At 68.1% G+C, this 13,625-nt stretch carries 15 protein-coding genes and 4 pseudogenes; 13 read left to right on the forward strand and 6 right to left on the reverse strand.

Features of this window, described 5'->3' with window-relative positions; translation table 11 throughout:
• Nucleotides 1-118: 118 nt before the first annotated feature.
• Both resB and ccsB read left to right on the forward strand, forming a co-directional pair.
• Nucleotides 119-1,644: pseudogene (gene resB / locus BJF81_RS04405) on the forward strand (cytochrome c biogenesis protein ResB).
• Nucleotides 1,641-2,678 (forward strand): c-type cytochrome biogenesis protein CcsB, encoded by a 1,038-nt coding sequence (gene ccsB, locus BJF81_RS04410; RefSeq protein ID WP_006593167.1) that lies wholly within the window; start codon nucleotides 1,641-1,643, stop codon nucleotides 2,676-2,678. The pseudogene resB and the gene ccsB overlap by 4 nt, the downstream one beginning before the upstream one ends.
• 208 nt (nucleotides 2,679-2,886) lie before the next feature.
• Here ccsB and BJF81_RS04415 read toward each other — a convergent pair whose 3' ends face one another.
• The gene (locus tag BJF81_RS04415) at nucleotides 2,887-3,444 is read right to left on the reverse strand and encodes a methyltransferase family protein (protein WP_075957313.1); all 558 of its coding nucleotides are present in this window, start codon (nucleotides 3,442-3,444) and stop codon (nucleotides 2,887-2,889) included.
• A 66-nt stretch (nucleotides 3,445-3,510) separates the two neighbouring features.
• Nucleotides 3,511-4,128, reverse strand: a complete 618-nt coding sequence (locus tag BJF81_RS04420) for a class I SAM-dependent methyltransferase (RefSeq protein ID WP_187345494.1) — start codon at nucleotides 4,126-4,128, stop codon at nucleotides 3,511-3,513.
• A 118-nt stretch (nucleotides 4,129-4,246) separates the two neighbouring features.
• On the opposite strand from BJF81_RS04420, the gene BJF81_RS04425 reads away from it, so the two are divergent.
• The gene (locus BJF81_RS04425) at nucleotides 4,247-4,831 is read left to right on the forward strand and encodes an FAD-dependent oxidoreductase (RefSeq protein ID WP_446740542.1); all 585 of its coding nucleotides are present in this window, start codon (nucleotides 4,247-4,249) and stop codon (nucleotides 4,829-4,831) included.
• Nucleotides 4,832-4,897: 66 nt separating this feature from the next.
• Nucleotides 4,898-5,062, forward strand: a complete 165-nt coding sequence (locus tag BJF81_RS19120) for a hypothetical protein (RefSeq protein ID WP_446740543.1) — start codon at nucleotides 4,898-4,900, stop codon at nucleotides 5,060-5,062.
• Here BJF81_RS19120 and BJF81_RS04430 read toward each other — a convergent pair.
• Nucleotides 5,037-5,366 (reverse strand): annotated as a pseudogene (locus BJF81_RS04430) (transposase); the annotation flags it as partial. The gene BJF81_RS19120 and the pseudogene BJF81_RS04430 overlap by 26 nt on opposite strands.
• Nucleotides 5,367-5,531: 165 nt before the next feature.
• On the opposite strand from BJF81_RS04430, the gene BJF81_RS18510 reads away from it, so the two are divergent.
• The 5 genes from BJF81_RS18510 to BJF81_RS04445 are packed head-to-tail and all read left to right on the forward strand — an operon-like array spanning nucleotide 5,532 to nucleotide 8,725.
• Nucleotides 5,532-6,146: a site-specific integrase gene (locus BJF81_RS18510; RefSeq protein WP_202817421.1), complete on the forward strand. Its 615-nt coding sequence runs from the start codon at nucleotides 5,532-5,534 to the stop codon at nucleotides 6,144-6,146.
• Nucleotides 6,143-6,736: a tyrosine-type recombinase/integrase gene (locus BJF81_RS18515; RefSeq protein WP_202817422.1), complete on the forward strand. Its 594-nt coding sequence runs from the start codon at nucleotides 6,143-6,145 to the stop codon at nucleotides 6,734-6,736. The genes BJF81_RS18510 and BJF81_RS18515 overlap by 4 nt, the downstream gene beginning before the upstream one ends.
• Nucleotides 6,733-7,689, forward strand: coding sequence for a tyrosine-type recombinase/integrase (locus BJF81_RS04440; protein WP_075957315.1), 957 nt, complete (start codon nucleotides 6,733-6,735; stop codon nucleotides 7,687-7,689). Before BJF81_RS18515 ends, BJF81_RS04440 begins: the two co-directional genes overlap by 4 nt.
• The gene (locus tag BJF81_RS18520) at nucleotides 7,686-7,895 is read left to right on the forward strand and encodes a hypothetical protein (RefSeq protein WP_202817423.1); all 210 of its coding nucleotides are present in this window, start codon (nucleotides 7,686-7,688) and stop codon (nucleotides 7,893-7,895) included. Before BJF81_RS04440 ends, BJF81_RS18520 begins: the two co-directional genes overlap by 4 nt.
• Nucleotides 7,847-8,725 carry a tyrosine-type recombinase/integrase gene (locus tag BJF81_RS04445; protein ID WP_202817424.1) on the forward strand — a complete coding sequence of 293 codons (879 nt, stop codon included), beginning with the start codon at nucleotides 7,847-7,849 and terminating at the stop codon, nucleotides 8,723-8,725. Before BJF81_RS18520 ends, BJF81_RS04445 begins: the two co-directional genes overlap by 49 nt.
• 89 nt (nucleotides 8,726-8,814) lie before the next feature.
• On the opposite strand, the pseudogene BJF81_RS19125 reads toward BJF81_RS04445, so the two are convergent.
• Nucleotides 8,815-9,776: pseudogene (locus BJF81_RS19125) on the reverse strand (IS3 family transposase); the annotation flags it as partial.
• 57 nt (nucleotides 9,777-9,833) lie between these two features.
• Between BJF81_RS19125 and BJF81_RS17235 the strand changes: the two are divergent.
• Nucleotides 9,834-9,980, forward strand: a complete 147-nt coding sequence (locus BJF81_RS17235; RefSeq protein WP_237770077.1) for a hypothetical protein — start codon at nucleotides 9,834-9,836, stop codon at nucleotides 9,978-9,980.
• Between the two features lie 99 nt (nucleotides 9,981-10,079).
• Nucleotides 10,080-11,034, forward strand: a pseudogene (locus tag BJF81_RS04460) (arsenic resistance protein).
• A 169-nt stretch (nucleotides 11,035-11,203) separates the two neighbouring features.
• On the opposite strand, the gene BJF81_RS04465 reads toward BJF81_RS04460, so the two are convergent.
• Together BJF81_RS04465 and cmtR are read right to left on the reverse strand one after the other, a co-directional pair.
• The gene (locus BJF81_RS04465; RefSeq protein ID WP_075957609.1) at nucleotides 11,204-11,797 is read right to left on the reverse strand and encodes a cadmium resistance transporter; all 594 of its coding nucleotides are present in this window, start codon (nucleotides 11,795-11,797) and stop codon (nucleotides 11,204-11,206) included.
• Nucleotides 11,794-12,153, reverse strand: a complete 360-nt coding sequence (cmtR, locus tag BJF81_RS04470) for a Cd(II)/Pb(II)-sensing metalloregulatory transcriptional regulator CmtR (protein WP_075957317.1) — start codon at nucleotides 12,151-12,153, stop codon at nucleotides 11,794-11,796. The genes BJF81_RS04465 and cmtR overlap by 4 nt, the downstream gene beginning before the upstream one ends.
• 224 nt (nucleotides 12,154-12,377) lie before the next feature.
• Between cmtR and BJF81_RS04475 the strand changes: the two genes are divergently transcribed.
• Together BJF81_RS04475 and BJF81_RS17240 are read left to right on the forward strand one after the other, a co-directional pair.
• Nucleotides 12,378-13,304 carry a hypothetical protein gene (locus BJF81_RS04475; RefSeq protein WP_143780664.1) on the forward strand — a complete coding sequence of 309 codons (927 nt, stop codon included), beginning with the start codon at nucleotides 12,378-12,380 and terminating at the stop codon, nucleotides 13,302-13,304.
• Nucleotides 13,193-13,597: a hypothetical protein gene (locus BJF81_RS17240; protein ID WP_143780665.1), complete on the forward strand. Its 405-nt coding sequence runs from the start codon at nucleotides 13,193-13,195 to the stop codon at nucleotides 13,595-13,597. The genes BJF81_RS04475 and BJF81_RS17240 overlap by 112 nt, the downstream gene beginning before the upstream one ends.
• Nucleotides 13,598-13,625 lie beyond the last annotated feature (28 nt).

Genomic DNA, 13,625 nt, shown 5'->3' on the forward strand with positions numbered 1-13,625 from the left:
CAGCACGCGAACACCGGAACGGATCGAGCCGTCCTATCCCAAGGACCGCACCACCTTGGGCGGCCCCCGGCTCGGCGCACTGGGCTGGGCACGTTGGGCCTGGCGGCAGCTGACCAGCATGCGCACCGCCATCTACCTGCTTCTGCTGCTGGCGGCCGCGTCCTTCCCCGGCTCAATCTTCCCGCAACGTTCCGTGGACCCGGTGCAGGTGCGCACCTTCTTCGAGAACAACCCCGACCTGGCGCCCTGGCTGGACCGGTTGTTCCTCTTCGATGTGTTCTCCTCCCCGTGGTTCGCCTCGATCTATCTGCTGCTGGTGATCAGCCTGGTCGGTTGCATCATCCCGCGGATGCGCCAACACTGGCGTTCGATCCGAGCCCAGCCGCCGCCGGCACCCCGGCGCCTGGCCAGGCTGCACGCCCGCGCCGACGGAACCCTCACCGCCGAGGCACCCGAGGTACTGGCCGCAGCCCGGCAGTCGCTGAAGGCGAAGGGCTACCGGCTGCGCGAGGCCGAAGACGGCGATCTCTGGGTCACTGGCGAGAAGGGGTACCTGAAGGAGACCGGAAACCTGCTCTTCCATCTGGCTCTGCTGGGTGTGATCGTCGCCTTCGCCGCCGGTAACCTGTTCGGCTGGCGCGGGGAGATCATCATCCAGGAGGGGCAGTCGTGGACGGCCACTGCCGGCACCTTCGACACGCTCAACTTCAGCCCGCTGGCCGGTGAGGGGGACATTCCCACGTTCACCGTGGAGCTCAACAAACTCGACGTAGCCTTCGAGAGTCAGGCCGAAGGCGCCCAGTTCGGCCAACCCCGCAGGTTCGACGGGTTGGCCACCGTCGAGGTCCCCGGCCGGGAACCCGAGCAGCAGGAGTTCGCAGTCAACCACCCGATCTCCGTGGCCGGAGACTCCATCTTCCTGCTCGGCAACGGCTACGCCCCCATCGTGACCATCCGCGACCCCGACGGAGAAGTCCTCTACTCCGACGCGGTCACCTTCCTCCCACAGGACAACAACTACGCCAGCGAGGGCGCCATCAAGGTCACCGCGCGAGACCCCGGCCTCGGTCTGGTCGGCGGCTTCCTACCGACCCTGCGCATTGATCCCGAGCTGGGGATGACGTCCTCCTTCCCCGGCCTGGTCGACCCCGTGCTGGCACTGACGGCATTCGAGGGAAACCTGTTCCCCGACGGCGCCCGCAGTCGGTCTTCAATATCGACACCGACCAGATGACCCAGCTCACCGACGAGGAGGGCAACCCCGTCGCGATGCTGATCCGCCCGGGCGAGTACTTCGAGCTACCCGACGGCACCACCGTGGAGTTCGACGGCATAATCCGCTGGGCCGGGCTACTGGTGCGGCACGACCCGGGCCGGATACCAGCCCTGGGCTTCGCGATCGCCACCACCGTCGGCCTGGCCCTGATGCTCGGTATCAAGCGACGCCGGATCTACGTACGGATCAACCCTGAACACCCCATCAATGGTCCGATGCAGACACTAGTGAGCATCGGTGGCCAGTCCAAGGGCAGCGACCCCGGACTCCAGGCCGTCGTCGACGACGTCCTGCTCCGGATCACCGGGACCACGGGTGGCCGGACCAATACTCCTAAAACCCACCATCGAGACAAGGACACGGTATGACCGACCCACAGCTGGCCCTGTCCAGCGACATCGCCATCTGGGCCAGCCTGGCCGTGCTCGCGCTGGCCCTCATCTCCTTCTCGGCACACCTGGCCGTCACCGGAACCGCCAGGGAACGCCACGATAAAATCAAGGCCCGCGAGAAGGTCCGCGTGGGTGTTGGCGCCGACGGTGAGCAGCCAGCAGACACAGTCGTTGACGACTGTGCCACTGGACTGACGGACTCGACCACGCCGACCACCGCCGCAGTCGAGCCACCAACAGTCAGTCATCCCGCCGAGGTCACCCGCCGCTGGGGCATCATCGGGGTCCAACTCACCTGGCTGGCGACCTTCGGAGTCGTCGGCGGCACGATCTTGCGTGGCCTGTCGGTACAACGCTGGCCGCTGGGCAACATGTACGAGTTCGCGATCGTCGCCGCATCCTTCGCCCTCATCGTCTACTCCACGTGGAGCCTGAAACGCGACCGGCTGTGGCTCGGTCCCTTCGTCGTGCTGCCAGTCATGGCCGTCCTTGGCGCTGGCAAGATCTGGTACACCGAGGCCTCCCAACTCATGCCCGCCCTGGACAACACGATGTGGCTGTCCATCCACGTCACCCTCGCCACGCTGTCCGTGGCGCTGTTCATCATCGGGGCCGCCCTCGGCGTCGCCTTCCTGCTCCGCGACTCAGCCGAGAAGAGAAACCGCATCCGGGGTTGGCTGGCCGGCCTGCCCCAGGCAGACAAACTGGAGACGATGACCTACGGGATCCACATCTTCGCCTTCCCGCTCTGGACGTTCACCCTCATCACCGGCGCGATCTGGGCCGAGGTGGCCTGGGGCCGCTACTGGGGCTGGGACCCTAAGGAAATCTGGACCTTCATCATCTGGGTCGTCTACGCCGCCTACCTGCACTCCCGCGCCACCAGCGGCTGGACCAAACGACACGCCACCTACGTGGCACTCCTCGGCATGCTCTGCATCATCCTGAACTACACCGTCGTCAACCTGCTCATCACCGGCCTGCACAGCTACTCGGGGGTGAGCACGTGACGCCTTCCGCTACACCGTGAATGCGGCTGATGAACGCCAGCAACCCCAAGAACGTCGACTCCGACCACTACCAGCAAGATCATGGCCGTCAAGTGACCGACGCCCGTGGCCAAGACGGACCCGACCTGAAACGCCATCCCGCAATCGCTGGCCTCCAGCGACGTCATGTCCCTGGGGCACCAGGGCCTAAAGCGTGGCTACCTGGAACTCAAGAAGTCGGACGCAGGCGTCCAATCCCGGGGACGAACCGCCCCACGCGGGCGGCATAGTCGGCATAGGCCCGCCCGTGCGTGGCCAGCAGGTGCGGCTCCTCGACGGCGCGGACCTGCATCTGGATGCCCGCATAGACCAGGACCAGGCCCGCCAAGGCAACAAGGCTCGGGGAGGCCAACGCGAGCCCGGTGAAGGTGATAAGAGCGGTGGTGAAGATCGGGTTGCGGACGAACGCGAAAGGCCCGGAGGTGACCAGCTCGGTGCGTTCTGTCGGGTCGACACCGATGCGCCAGGCGGTGCCCATGGCCAGCTGCGCAGCGTAGGTGCAGAAGATGCCTGACGCGGCCACCACGGCCGCTGCAGTGCGCAGGGCCGGCGAGCTCAGCGGTGACACCACCGGGTCGAGCCCGAGTAGGTCTGCGACCGGTGCGGCGACGCCGACCAGGAGAGAACCCGCACCGCTGATGCGATTGGCCCACCACTGCCGGGTGCCGCGCGCGGCGGCCGCGAAGCGGAATCCGCTGTCACCGGTGCGCCGCCGCTGGACGGCCATGCGACCCACCCCCGGCGAGCAAGGCCCACACGACGAACAGCGCCAGACCGAGGATCGTATGGCCGCTCACAGCGGACCTGGGCTCGCGGCCGCCGGCTTGACGGCGACGCCGAGGACGAAGTCACCGAAGAACCGCGTCACAGCAGGGACCGGCAGCGACAGACCCAGCTCCCCCAGCGCCTCGACGAACTCCTCGGCGCTGAACCGGTCGACCTTCGGGTGCTCGAGGAACGTGCGGTAGGACCAGCGCTGCAACGCGTGGCGGGTGACCTCTTCAAACACAAGCTGCCCGCCCGGGCGCAGCACCCGCACCGCCTCGGCCACCGCCTCGCGCCAGACCGGGACGTGGTGGACCACCGCGAAGTCCACGACGGCATCCACCGCCGCGTCGGCGACCGGCAGCGCGCGTGCGTCACCGACGCGCACATCGACCCGCGACCCGAACCGCGCCAAGCGCCGCCGGGCACGCTGGACCATCACCGGGTCCAGATCCACCGCTGTGACGTGCGCGGCGCCCCACCGCTGCAGCAGCAGCTCGGCACCGGCGCCGCGCCCACAACCGATCTCGACCACGCGCAGGCCGGCGATCCGGGCGCCCAGACGCTCCAACAGCGGCAGTTCGTACGAACGCTGCAGCCACGCCCGGGGTGGGCTGTCGACGAGCATCGTCTCGATCCGGTTCATCAGCACAGCTGCCCTCCCTGGGCCTCGGTCTTGCCTCGTTGCCGTTCATCCCGCATGGACGCTAGCATCGACCAATACCGATCATCGCTGCAAGTCCAAGTCTACGTAGCCGGCCGACCTGACCTCGACCACCGCCATGGAGCAACAGGACCTGCCCACCACCTCCATGGTCGTGCTCGGTGGTGGGTACGTCGGCTTGGAGCAGGCCCAGCTCTGGGCACACCTGGGCGTCGACGTCACCCTCGTGGGCCGAGTGGCCCCCTACGCCGAACCCGAGGTCGCTGACGTGCTCCGCACCGCCTTCCAGGAGGAGGGCATCACGGTGCTCGAGGAATGCGGGCGGGAAGTAGCGCCTCACGCCGGAGGGGTCATCGTCACCACCGACAGCGGCGTTCAAGTCCATGGCCAGCGGTTGTTGATCGCCACCGGCCGCCGCGCCAGCACCAGCGGTCTGGGGCTGGAGGCCGCCGGGATCGGCACCGACGCACGCGGATTCATCCTCGTGGATGAGAACCTGCGCACGACCAACCACCGCGTGCACGCGGCCGGGGATGTCTCCGGTGCGCCGCAGTACGTTTACGTCGCCGCGAAGACTGGCCGAGTTGCCGCGGCCGGTGCGCTGGGTGAGCCCTCCACGGTGGACTACCGCGCGGCCTGCCGGGGGTCACCTTCACCACTCCGCAGATGGCCAGCGCCGGACTGACCGAAGCCCGCGCCCTCGAGCTCGGCCACGACTGCGACTTGCCGAATCCTGGGTGCACAGGACATTCTGCGCGCACTGGTCAGCGAGGACACTCGGGGGGTCCTCAAACTCGTCATCGACGCCCAGACCCGCAAGGTCCTGGGTGTGCACGCCGCACCTTACGGCGCCGGAGAGCTCATGAACCGCCCCAGGTTCTCTGCCGGTCCTATACGGGGTGCGGCTCTCGGTTGAGAGCAGCGTAGTGGGCTTGCTCGTACTCCGTGGGTGGGACGTTGCCCAGCGAGCTGTGGAGCCGGCGGGTGTTGTACCAGTCGACCCAGCCGGCGGTGGCGTACTCGACGTCGGCGATGCTCTTGTAGGGCCCGTCGTGGAAGACCGTGGTGCGGATGCACTCGGCCTTGTAGAGGCCGTTGACCGTCTCCATCAGCGCGTTGTCGTACGCGTCGCCGACGGATCCGATGGAGGGCCGGATCTCCTCCAGCGCGAGGTGCTCGGTCAGCCTCAGACTCGTATATTGCGACCCCGCGTCTGAGTTCAGCGGAATTCCGCTGAACTCAGATTATGCCGAGCAGTGCGTTAAGCCGAGGCCTGTGCGTCTGGCCTGCGTGTGAGGGGGTGGCCGGCTGGTTCCTCGGCTTAACGGCCGGGGGTCCGTGGCTAGCGTCCGCTGTGTTCGTGCAACCAGCGGAAGGAGACGGTCATGGGTGCGACGGTGGAGGAGCTCGGCGCGGTGGTCCTGGACGGGCTGCGCACGGCTGGCTACCAGGAGTCGACGGTCGGCCAGTACGAGAAGACGATCAGGGCACTGACCGGGTTCGTCGCGGCGCGCGGCGGCGTGTACACCCCTGCGCTGGGGGCCGCGTTCGCGAGGCTGACGGTCAGTCCCCGGACCGGGCGGTTCAGCGCTCAGCGCCGGTTGGACTACAACCGACTGGTCGCCCTGCTCGACACCTACGTCCTGACCGGACGGTTCGACCTGGCGACGCGGAAGCGCGGTGGTGGGGGGCCTCGACCAGCCTCGGAGCAGTTCGTGGCACTCGATGCCTCGTGGGAGCAGGACATGGCCGATCGGGGATTGGCCCCGGCCACGCGCGCGGCGTACGGGCGCATCGCCCGCGCCTACCTGGTGTTCCTGGAGGACCAGGGGGTCACCGGCCTGGACGGTGCCGACGGGGCCAGCGTGCTGGCGTTCCTGGAGTCGCTGACCGAGCGGTGGGCGAGGTCATCCTTGTTCTGGGTGGTGTCGAACTTCCGCCCGTTCCTGAAGTTCACCGGGCGCACCGACCTGGTGGACGCGGCGGCCTGGCCGGCGTGAGGCGCTCCCACCGGATCCTTGCCGTCCTCGACGACGCCGACACCCAGCACGTCGTGCAGGCGTGCACCGGCCCGGCGGTGTCCGCCCGGGACGGCGCGCTGACGTTGCTGGCGCTGACTACAGGGTTGCGTGCCTGCGACATCGTCGCCCTGCGGCTGAGCGACATCGACTGGCGCGGCGCGACGGTGGGGATCGTGCAGCAGAAGACGAAGAACCCCCTGACCGTGCCGTTAGCAGCTCTGGTGCTGGCCAGGCTGGCGGACTACGTCCTTGACGAACGACCCGCCTCGGGCGACGATCACGTGTTCCTGCGGTCGGTGGCCCCGTACACCGGGCTGGCCGATCATGCCTCGATCTACCGGGTGATCGCACAGACGTTCCGCACGGCTGGCCTCGCCCAGGTCAAGGCCGGGACCTCGTTCCTGCGGCACAACGCCGCCTCCAAGCTGCTAGCCGCCAGCGTCCCCCTGCCTACGATCTCGGCGGTGCTGGGCCATGCCAGCCAGGAGTCGACGAGCACCTACCTGAGCCTGGATGCCGACCGCCTGCTCGAGTGCGTGCTGCCCGTGCCCGTCGGTGGACGATCATGAGCACCGGTCACGGCTTCACCAGCGTCTTCGCCGCACAGCTGGATGAGTATCTGGCGTTCAAGGAGGCCATGGGCTTCCACGGCGCCTCCCGGGTCTGGTACCTGCGGAAGTTCGACGCCTGGTGCGCCGAGCGCGGCCTCGACACGTTCGACCAGGTCACCGTCGAGGGCTGGGTGACCGACCGGCTGTCCCGCTGCGGGGCCTACCGATCCTGGATGTCCTACATCCGCGACTTCGGCCGCTGGCTGCAGGCTCACGGCCACACCGACGCCTACGTGCTCTCCGAACGGTGGAAGGCACCCTTCGTGCCGGCCCACCCCTACCTGCTCAGCACGGCCGAGATCGACGCGTTCTTCACCGCCGCGGCCCACCTTCGCGCCGCCTCCCCGTGGGCGTGGCAGGCGGTCGCGTTCTTCACGCTTATGCACTGCTGCGGGATCAGGACCGGGGAGGCCCGTGCCCTGGCCACCCAGGACGTCGACCTGACCCACGCTCGCGTCGACATCGTCTCGGCCAAGGGTGAGCGCAGCCGCCGGCTCCCGGTCACCGAGGACGTCGTGAAGGTGCTGCGGGCCTGCGACCACCTCTCCCGTCGTCGCTTCCCGGCACGGCCCACGTTCTTCATCTCCGCGGTCGGAACCCAGGTCAGCCCTGCCGCGGTCGGGGTGATCTTCAACCGGATCTGGGACCAGGCCGCCCTGGTCCGGCGTCCCGGCGGGAAGGCTCCCCGCCCGTACGACTTCAGGCACCACTTCGCCTACGCCAACATCGAGCGGTGGGCGGCCCAGGGCAAGGACGTGGCCGCGCTGCTGCCCTACCTGGCCGCCTACATGGGACACGCGACCTTCGAGTCCACCTACTACTACGTCCACACCTCCCCGGACTTCATGACCGCCTACGCCGACACGGTCTCCTCGGCCGCCTCGGTGCTGCCGGAGGTGGGGTTCGAATGAGACGCGACCCGGACACCGACGCCCCGAACTTCTGGGTCTTCGCCAGGGACTACCCGCACGCCTACATGCCCAGGGCCCGGCGGCTCTCACCCAGGACGGTCCAGGCCTACCGGATCAGCCTGGAGTGCCTCATCGGCTACCTGAGCGAGTCGAAGGCGTGGACCGTGAGGACGTCAGCTTCGACCACCTCGAACGGGCCCACCTGAAGGCGTGGCTGGCCTGGATGAGCGAGCAGAAGGGCTACGCGCCGAACACGACCGCGCTGCGGCTCAGCGCGGTCAAGGCGTTCCTGGCCTACAGCGCGGCCGAGGACATCACCCTGGTCGCGCTCCACCAGGGCGCCCAAGCCCTGCGAGCCCCGGCCAGCCCCAGGAGGCCGGTCGAGTACCTCACCGGTGATCAGACCAGGGCCGTGCTGGGCGCGTTCACCGGCAAGACCGTCAAGTCGCGCCGGAACCGGATGCTGCTGATCCTGCTCTACGAGACCGCCGCCCGCGTCAGCGAGATCACCGACCTGACCCTGGCCGACCTGAGCTTGGACAAGCCGGCCCACGTCAGGCTGACCGGCAAGCGGAACAAGACCCGCACCGTGCCGTTGGCCGACGTCACGACAGCGCACCTGGGCGTCTACCTGGCCGAGTTCCACCCCGACCAAGACCGACTCCCGGCCAGCAGGCCGGTGTTCTACAGCAACCACCGTGGGCAGCCGACCGCCCTGTCGGTCGACACCGTCGCCACCGTGCTGAAGACAGCCGCGAGCACCGCACGAGCCACCAGCCCCACCGTCCCGGCGAGCATCCACTGCCACATGCTGCGCAAGACCAAGGCGATGGACCTCTACCAACAAGGCATCCCGCTGCCGATCATCATGCGCCTGCTCGGCCACGAGAGCGCCTCGACGACATCGGCGTTCTACGCGTTCGCGACCCTGGACATGATGCGCCAGGCCGTCGACGCCGCCACCCCCGCGATCAGCACCCCACCCACACAGCCACTCACCCAGGAAAAGCTCCAGGCCCTCTACGACCTGCGGTAGCCCAGGTCGTTAAGCCGAGGAACCAGCCGGCCACCCCCTCACACGCAGGCCAGACGCACAGGCCTCGGCTTAACCCAGTCCTCGGCATAATCTGAGTGATGGATCAGCTCACCGGCGGGGGTGGGGTGGCCCTCGCGGTCGCGCTGCCACAGCGCCATCCGCAGCGGGATCATCACCAGGTCGGTGTGCTTGGTCGTCGCGGCGTGCCAGGCCACGATCCGCTGGGCGTAGACGTCGAGGATGAACGCGACGTAGGTGAACCCGGCCCACGTCCGCACGTACGTGAAGTCGGTGACCCAGACCCGGTTCGGCGCGCAGGCGGTGAAGTCGCGGTCGAGCAGGTCAGCGGCGCGGATGCCGTCCTTGGCCGGGATCGTGGTCCGGGTGCCCTTGTCGCGGCGCACCCCGACCAGGTCCAGCGTGCTCATCGCCCGGTCCACCGACCCCGCGCTGGCCTCGGGCAGGTCGGTGCGGCGCAGGTAGGCGGTCATCTTCCGCCGCCCGTAGAGGCCCTCCGGGGTCAGCTTGCGTCGCCCGTGCCGGTCGGTGGTCCAGGCGACCTGCCGCACGGCGGCGACGACGTGAGCGTCGGAGAGCGTCCGTGCCGCGACCACGCGGCCGGGCTGCCTCCAGCTGCGGTAGGTCCGCGCGGCGACCTGGCAGCCCTGCTCGCGCAGCACCCGACAGATCGACTCGACCGCGTGGCCCTGAGCCTTCATGGTGTCGATGAACCCCATGATCAGCGGTTGCGGGGGTCGAGTTCCCCGGCGAAGAAAACCGTCGCGGCCTTCAGGATCGCGTTGTCCTCCTCGAGGCGGCGGACCTTGTTCTTCAGCGACCTGATCTCCGCCAGCTCCTCACTCGTCGGTCCCTGGCGCTGGCCGCTGTCGACCTCGGCCTGGATCGCCCAGCGGCGCACGGACTCCTTCCCCACGCCGAGCTGCTTGGCCACCACCGCCGCGGCAGCCGTCAGCGAGGAGTACTCCCCGCGGTGGTCCTGCACCAGACGCACAGCGCGCGCCTTCAGTTCTTCATCGATCTTCTTGGGCATGGTGCTCATCCTCCTGGACTCAAACAGGAGCGGCATCAAACCTGGGGCGGTTCACTCATGCTCGCCGCGACGTACGCCATCAAGTTCGGGCTGACCGTCGACGACCTGGCCGACACCTGGGCGCCCTACCTCACGATGAGCGAAGCCCTCCGCATAGCGGCCGGCCTGTTCCGGACCACCATCCCCACCAGCTGCTGCGCCTGAACAACGCTCACGCCGAGCGTGGACCCGTCCCCAGGTACGAGTCGCCAGCGCGGGCCTCTTTACGCTGGCACGGTGCCGTTGACCCCCTTGATCCAAGCGATGGAGCGCCACCAGATTGGCCTGTATCTCCTCGCCATCGCAGGTGGAGCGATCCTTGGCTGGTCGCTGCCCGCTGCCGCCGGGCCTCTTGAAAATGCCATCACTCCCGTGCTCGGGCTCTTGCTGTTCGCCACGTTCCTGGGGATCCCGTTCTCGGCGATCGGTCAGGCCGTGCGCGATGTGCGCTTCATCGCCACGATCCTGGTCCTCAACTTCGTCATCGTTCCCGCCGTGGTCTTTGCCCTGTCGCGGTTCGTGGCCGACAGCCCGGCCCTGCTGGTGGGTGTGCTGCTGGTGCTGCTGACCCCGTGCATCGACTACGTGATCGTCTTCGCCGGGCTGGCAGGCGGCTCCAGTGAGCGTCTGCTCGCTACAGCGCCGCTGCTCATGCTGGCCCAGATGCTGTTGCTGCCCTTCTACCTGCTCCTATTCGTCGGGCCGGAGCTCGTCTCGGCCATCGAGCCAGGCCCCTTCCTCGAAGCGCTCATCGGGCTCATCATCGTCCCGCTCACCTTGGCGGCTTTGACCCAGTGGCTGTCCCAAGAATGGGCAGCCGGCAAGACCGTGATGACCGTTATGCAGGCGATGATGGTCCCGTTCATGATGGCGACACTGGCTGTGGTGATCGCATCGCAGATCCACGCAGTTGGGCAAGAGGTCACCGCGCTGTTGGCCGTCGTCCCTCTCTACGTAGCCTTTCTGGTGGTGATGGTTCCCCTCGGGATGGCGTGCGCACGAGTCGCACGGCTCGATTCGGGCAGCACGAGGGCCGTGATCTTCAGTGGCGCCACTCGAAACTCGCTAGTGGTACTCCCGCTGGCGCTGGCCCTGCCGGCGCCTGGGCCTGGTTCCGCTCGTCGTCGTCACCCAAACCATGGTCGAGCTCCTCGGCATGATGATCTACGTGAAGGCCATCCCACGCCTGGTCGCCTCGGAGCCGATTCTGCGGAACTGATCCAAGGGTTGACGTGCCGTGAGAGTCCATGGGCATCCGTACCGCGACTCGTTGCAACAGAGGTAACTCATCGACGCACTGCGCCCCGTCGGCTTCCGTGGAACGTCAGGAGTGTTCGGAATGCGGAGGCCGGGTAACTGGCGCACGATCGTAGCCCCGTCGGCCCTGGTCAGAGGCCGAAGGCTCCGCCACCGACCAGGATGGCGATGCCCAGTCCGATCAGGACGATGGGGAACAGGATGTGCTCCCACCGCTCGAGGACTTCGGCGATCGGGGGGCGGGTGGCCACGAACTTGGCCAGCACGACCAGGACCGCCACCAGTACGAGGAAGACGATGCAGTAGGCCACCACGGCCGCCGGTCCCACGCTGAGGAAGACCGGGACGTAGACGCCAATATTGTCTCCCCCGTTGGCAAAGGTGACCCCGGCGACGGTCCAGACCGCGACGTTCTTGCCGGCGACCTTGGCGTCGTCATCATCGTCCCCGCGCCAGGCCTCCCATGCGGCCCACAGACCCAGGACCAACGGGATGAGTCCGAAGTACGGGATGACTGCCGGGGGCAGGAACGCGTCCGCGCCCAGGGTGACGAGCACTGCCGCGCCAAGGATGCCCGCGAACCCCAGGTACTGGCCCAGCACGATCCGGGCCGTGGTCCCGGCTTGCCCTGCGCCGCGGGCGAAGAACAGCGAGAGCACGATGATGTCGTCGATGTTGGTCGCGATGAACAGGCCGATCGCCTGCAGGACCGAGGACACGATCATGCGCCAGCCTCGGCGGCGCAGCATCCGGCGACCGAGCAGGCCGGATCCAGACACGGGGCGTTCTCGTCCACTGCGAGGGTCACCTCGACGAGGGCGGTCAGCGCCCGTGCCAGGTGCGGATCCGCGATCTCATAGCGTGTCCGGCGGCCTTCGAGCTCGGCGACCACGATGCCGCAGTCCCGCAGGCAGGTCAGATGGTTGGACACGTTTGATCGCGTCAGGCCCAGGTCGCGCGCCAGCTCCGCCGGGTAGGCCGGCCGCTCGAGCAGCACCAGGAGAAGTCGTGACCGGGTGGGATCGGCCAGCGCCCGACCCAACCGGTTCATCACATCGAGACGAGAAGCAATGGTCAGCACACGCTGAACTATACAGCAGTAACTGTATCGACCCCAGTGACTGCAGCGCCTAGCTCGAATCAGTGGCGGGACCCGTCTGAACAGCGCCACCAGGACCCGCGGGACCGGCGATGTCGCAGTACCGCAAGGAGACCTCGCGCACATGCACACAGCCATCGTGCCCCGCCTGACAGATGCGTGAGAAAACTGACACGCGACTGACAACTAGGTGAGAAATGGCCAACTTGGCCGAGAACCTACAGCGGCCGATGTGCGGGCACTGCGCCCTGAAGGAGAAGACCACCGCGCTGCTGTCCGGCCCCGACGGCGGCATCAACCCGCGACTGCGGCCGGTGTACGAAGCCCTGATCTCGGGGCCACGACCGCAGACCACCCTGTACTGGTTCACCCGCTCCACCGGCCCGGCCACCCTGGGCGCGATGGCCCGCGACGAGCTCGAAATCTCCCACGCGACCTTCGACACGCTCCCGGCCGACAGGACCAACACCTACCTGCGCGACCTGCTCACCGCCCTGGGGGTCCTGCCGCCCTTCCACGCCGAGCTCGAGCGGGTCAGCCCGTGGCTGGAGGAGCTGCTGGGCACCCTGCCGGCCGGGCAGTCCGAGGTACTGGCCCGGTTCGCCCGCTGGCAGGTGCTGAGCAGGCTGCGCCGCCAGGAGCAGCACGGGACCCTCACCCACGGCGCGATCTCCGCAGCCCGAGCGACCATCGTCGTCACCGCCCGCTTCATGAACTGGCTCACCGAGCACGGCACGGACCTCGCCGACATCGAACAGGGTGACCTGGACCGGTTCGCCGAGGAGCACCGCGCCCGCGCCCTCGCGCTGCGACCGTTCCTGGCCTGGTGTGCCCGCACCGGCCTCGGAGGGGATCTGTCCGCGGCCACCCGCCCCACCACGCAGCCCGCCGTCACCCTCTCCGACGAGGCAGGTGGTCGCACGTCCAGCTGCTCCTGCACGACGACACGATCCGCCTCTACGCCCGCGTCGCCGGTCTCTTCGTCCTGCTCTACGCCCAACCCCTGGCCCGGGTTTGTCGCATGCGCGCCGACCAGATCACCGTTGACGCCGTCGGCGTCACCACGGCCACGTTCGACACCTTCCCCGTCGAGCTGCCGGGCCCGCTCGACCGCCTCGTCCGCACCCACCTGACCCGTCGCGGGCAGGCCTCCTACGTCAGCCGTCCCGACACCTGGCTCTTCCCCGGCGGCATCCCGGGCAAGCACCTGGCGACGGAGAACGTCCGCGCCCAGCTCGTCGAACGCGGCATCCAGCCCATGGCCGCCCGCAACGCCGCCATGTTCCAGCTTGCTGCGAGCATGCCCACCCCGATCCTGGCAGAGGTGCTCGGCCTGGCCCCCAACACCGCCACCCGGTGGGCCGCACTGGCCTCACGAGACTGGAGCGCCTACACCGCCCAACGCGACACCCACCTCCGACGCTGAAGCTGATGACTTCCCGTTGCACCCCCGA

The organism is Ornithinimicrobium sp. CNJ-824 (assembly GCF_001942405.1).
Taxonomy (GTDB): Bacteria; Actinomycetota; Actinomycetes; order Actinomycetales; family Dermatophilaceae; genus Ornithinicoccus; species Ornithinicoccus kibberensis.

Bases quoted from the DNA above. Each gene is read 5' to 3' on its own strand.
- ccsB (WP_006593167.1), top strand. From the start codon at position 1,641: ATGACCGACCCACAGCTGGCCCTGTCCAGCGACATCGCCATCTGGGCC.
- BJF81_RS04415 (WP_075957313.1), bottom strand. From the start codon at position 3,444: ATGGCCGTCCAGCGGCGGCGCACCGGTGACAGCGGATTCCGCTTCGCG.
- BJF81_RS04420 (WP_187345494.1), bottom strand. From the start codon at position 4,128: ATGAACCGGATCGAGACGATGCTCGTCGACAGCCCACCCCGGGCGTGG.
- BJF81_RS18510 (WP_202817421.1), top strand. From the start codon at position 5,532: ATGGGTGCGACGGTGGAGGAGCTCGGCGCGGTGGTCCTGGACGGGCTG.
- BJF81_RS04440 (WP_075957315.1), top strand. From the start codon at position 6,733: ATGAGCACCGGTCACGGCTTCACCAGCGTCTTCGCCGCACAGCTGGAT.
- BJF81_RS18520 (WP_202817423.1), top strand. From the start codon at position 7,686: ATGAGACGCGACCCGGACACCGACGCCCCGAACTTCTGGGTCTTCGCC.
- BJF81_RS17235 (WP_237770077.1), top strand. From the start codon at position 9,834: ATGCTCGCCGCGACGTACGCCATCAAGTTCGGGCTGACCGTCGACGAC.
- BJF81_RS04465 (WP_075957609.1), bottom strand. From the start codon at position 11,797: ATGATCGTGTCCTCGGTCCTGCAGGCGATCGGCCTGTTCATCGCGACC.
- BJF81_RS17240 (WP_143780665.1), top strand. From the start codon at position 13,193: ATGCGCGCCGACCAGATCACCGTTGACGCCGTCGGCGTCACCACGGCC.